The 3227-nt window shown below is 41.2% G+C and carries 2 protein-coding genes; one reads left to right on the forward strand and one right to left on the reverse strand.

Annotation, left to right across the window (positions count from 1 at the left end; genetic code table 11):
* Positions 1–435: 435 nt before the first annotated feature.
* Positions 436–1494 (reverse strand): hypothetical protein, encoded by a 1059-nt coding sequence (locus CWB78_RS17945; RefSeq protein WP_138596780.1) that lies wholly within the window; start codon positions 1492–1494, stop codon positions 436–438.
* Between the two features lie 327 nt (positions 1495–1821).
* On the opposite strand from CWB78_RS17945, the gene CWB78_RS17950 reads away from it, so the two are divergent.
* Positions 1822–3111 (forward strand): amidohydrolase, encoded by a 1290-nt coding sequence (locus tag CWB78_RS17950; RefSeq protein WP_138596782.1) that lies wholly within the window; start codon positions 1822–1824, stop codon positions 3109–3111.
* Positions 3112–3227: the final 116 nt, after the last annotated feature.

Genomic DNA, 3227 nt, shown 5'->3' on the forward strand with positions numbered 1-3227 from the left:
TGATGAGTGTGTTGCTCTCAATCAAGCTTAATTACTAGGGTCTGTTGACCTTTCAAGGTTGAATTTGCAGCAGTCTGTTTGGTATTTAGGCAAGGCAGAGCCTATGTGGTGTGGTTATTCTCCATAAATAGGCGATAACGCAGCATCAATACCAAACAGGCGCAGCCCTTCGGGTTCTGCCTAGGGGCGATTTACTCTTTGTTTCTCGGTTTTTACTTAGCCCACTAGGTTACAAATCTCGCGCCGCGATTAAACCGCCCCTAGTTTGAACAAATTGTAATCCGCAAAGGTCAACAGACCCTAGCAGTTAATCACTTTTAGAACGTAAACCTGATGCAATTTGCATTAAACTTTTTTTGGCTAAAAATAAATAACTGCATAAAGCGAATTGGTATAAAAAGCGTACAACATATAAAGCCGCACGCACAATCACCTTTATGGGATCACATTATATATGAGCGTTGAAGCACTCAAATTATCAGAGTCTTTTACATAACGGTATTGTTTTTTCCAAAACCAACTACCGGTAGTTTCATCGACAGTTTCATATCCTAATGTATCGCCAGCCACGCTAATATTATTCATTGCCACCGTTACATTACCTTGGTGCTGCGCTTGTTGAATTTCGTTATGGCTGTAACTGTTAGTCATCATTAATGGATAATGGTATGGCATGAAGCTACTAACAGCATCACCTTGTGAAGTTAAACGCCCATTGGTGTCAATATTGGCACTACAACTACCAAATGAGCTTACCGAGCTTGCGCCACATGATGAGTGAGTAGCGACTACCGAATCATCGTTACCACGTAAAAAGCCAGCCGTTAAACCTAAGTAAGCATTACCATCGGCCACAAAACGTAAACGCGGAGTGCGCGCATCAGGTAATGGCGCGATTCTACGTGCATTATTAACTTTTAAATCATGTAAAACACCTACCGCTTCATTAACCTCACTGCCTAGCCACCAAGTTAATGCAGCATCTACAGCAAAATTCCACGATGCGCCGGTTAACGCACTCACCGCTAAGTCGGCTAATTCACTACCGCCACCAGCACCTGCTAAATCAAAGGTAGCAATAATATTAAGCGGTTTTAAACCCGCGTTTTCTAGCCAGTTTTCTTGGTTATCTATAATATATCGGGCAACTAAGTCACCGGTAGAGTGGGTTACAAACACGCAGCCTGGCTCGCATAAATTTGAGCGAGAGATCTGTTGTAGCTTGGGCCATACCCAATCTGTAGTAATTTTTCCTTCTATTCGTTCATACGCAGGCCAGTCAATGCGCTCGTCGGCACGGTTTACCCAATAAGACTGCCAATAGCTTTGGCCATCGTTTACTACATCACTACCTGCTTTATTGGTAAGTTGGGATACTTGCAAACCATGAATTAAAACTACTTTATACTCTTTACTAAGCGCAGAAAAACTCATTAAGAGCCCTATTGCTGCTGCAAATAAAGTCGCGCGTTTAAAAATGTGTGTGTTGTTCATATTAATCCTTAACTGATTGAATATTTTTATTATGCTTAGCTTGTTACACGCTGTTGTCAGTGCATGGTAAAAGCAGTGAATTGACCAGTATTGGGAACAAATTTAAAAAACGCAACATTTTGTTATCATTTTCACCGTTAAAGCTAAATATTTGCGTTAAAATACGACAAAAGCGCCACACTATTGTGTTAAACAAAATAGCTTTATCCCCTTCTTAAGCAGTATCAATAAACTTTCTTTTAACTGTGGTTAACTATTAAACAACACTACTTTTTATTGATGTAATAGCGTAAGTTAATTACACACGATGAAAACCAAGGAATTAAAATGATAAAAAAAATAATTTTTGGCAGTGTTTTATTTACTGCAATTTCAGCGCCTAGTTTTGCTAGTAGTATTAACACCCAACTTGAACAAGCAACACAAAGTGTAAGTGAAAAAGTCATTACATGGCGTCGCCATTTGCATCAATATCCAGAGCTGAGTAATCGCGAATTTGAAACCGCTAAGTACATTACTAACCATTTAAAATCTTTGGGTCTTGAAGTACAAACCGATGTTGCGCATACCGGTGTTGTGGCTAAATTAAGCGGTGGTAAAAAAGGCCCTTTAATCGCCCTTCGTGCCGATATGGATGCTTTACCCGTTACCGAACAAGTTGATTTACCCTTTGCCTCTAAACAAACCTCAACCTATCGTGGTAATGAAGTAGGCGTTATGCATGCCTGCGGGCACGACACTCATGTTGCTATTCTAATGGCCGTAGCAGAGTCACTGGTAAAAATTAAAGATCAGTTAGCGGGTGACGTACTGTTTGTATTTCAACCGGCTGAAGAAGGTGCCCCCGAAGGAGAAGAAGGAGGCGCAGAGCTAATGCTAAAAGAAGGTTTATTTAAACAAAAACCTGAAGCGGTGTTTGGCTTGCATGTCACCAGCTCACTTAATACTGGTCAAATTGGCTTTAGAGAAGGGCCTCTAATGGCCAGTGAAGACTCTTTCACAATTAACGTAACGGGTCGTCAAACTCATGGCTCGCGCCCTTGGAATGGCGTAGATCCCATTGTTGCTTCATCACAAATTATAATGGCAACTCAAACAATCGCCTCTCGCCAGGTAGATGTAACTAAAGCGCCTTCTGTTATTTCATTTGGCGCGATTAACGGCGGCATACGCTCAAATATTATCCCCGATAATGTAGAGCTTATTGGTACAATTAGAACCTTTGATCAAACGATGCGTGCCGATATTAAAAAACGTTTAGCTAAAACCGCTGAACTGGTTGCCGAATCCGCGGGGGCTAAAGCTGATGTGCATATAGATCACGGCTACCCTGTAACAGTAAATAATGTTGCACTGACCCAAAAAATGACCCCTACACTTGCCCGTATTGCAGGTGCTGACAACATTATTACCACAGATTTAATTACCGGTGCAGAAGACTTTAGCTATTATGCATTAGAAACCCCTGGGCTGTTTTACTTTTTAGGTGTTACTCCAAAAGATCAAAACGCTAAAACGGCCCCAAGTAATCATTCACCTCAGTTTTATGTTGACGAAAGCGCATTACAACTTGGCGTAGAATCATTATCTCAACTGGTCGTTGACTACTTACAATAAAAACCAGCATAACAAGCACTGGGCTAATAACCTTGTGCTTGTAAAGCTAGGGTCTGTTGACCTTTGCGGATTAATATTTGTTCAAACTAGGGGCGGTTTAATCGCGGCGCGAGGTT

This window comes from Pseudoalteromonas sp. S1612 (assembly GCF_005887175.1).
Classification (GTDB): domain Bacteria; phylum Pseudomonadota; class Gammaproteobacteria; order Enterobacterales; family Alteromonadaceae; genus Pseudoalteromonas; species Pseudoalteromonas undina.

Coding starts and splice junctions, on each gene's coding strand:
- CWB78_RS17945 (WP_138596780.1), bottom strand. CDS start 1,494: ATGAACAACACACACATTTTTAAACGCGCGACTTTATTTGCAGCAGCA.
- CWB78_RS17950 (WP_138596782.1), top strand. CDS start 1,822: ATGATAAAAAAAATAATTTTTGGCAGTGTTTTATTTACTGCAATTTCA.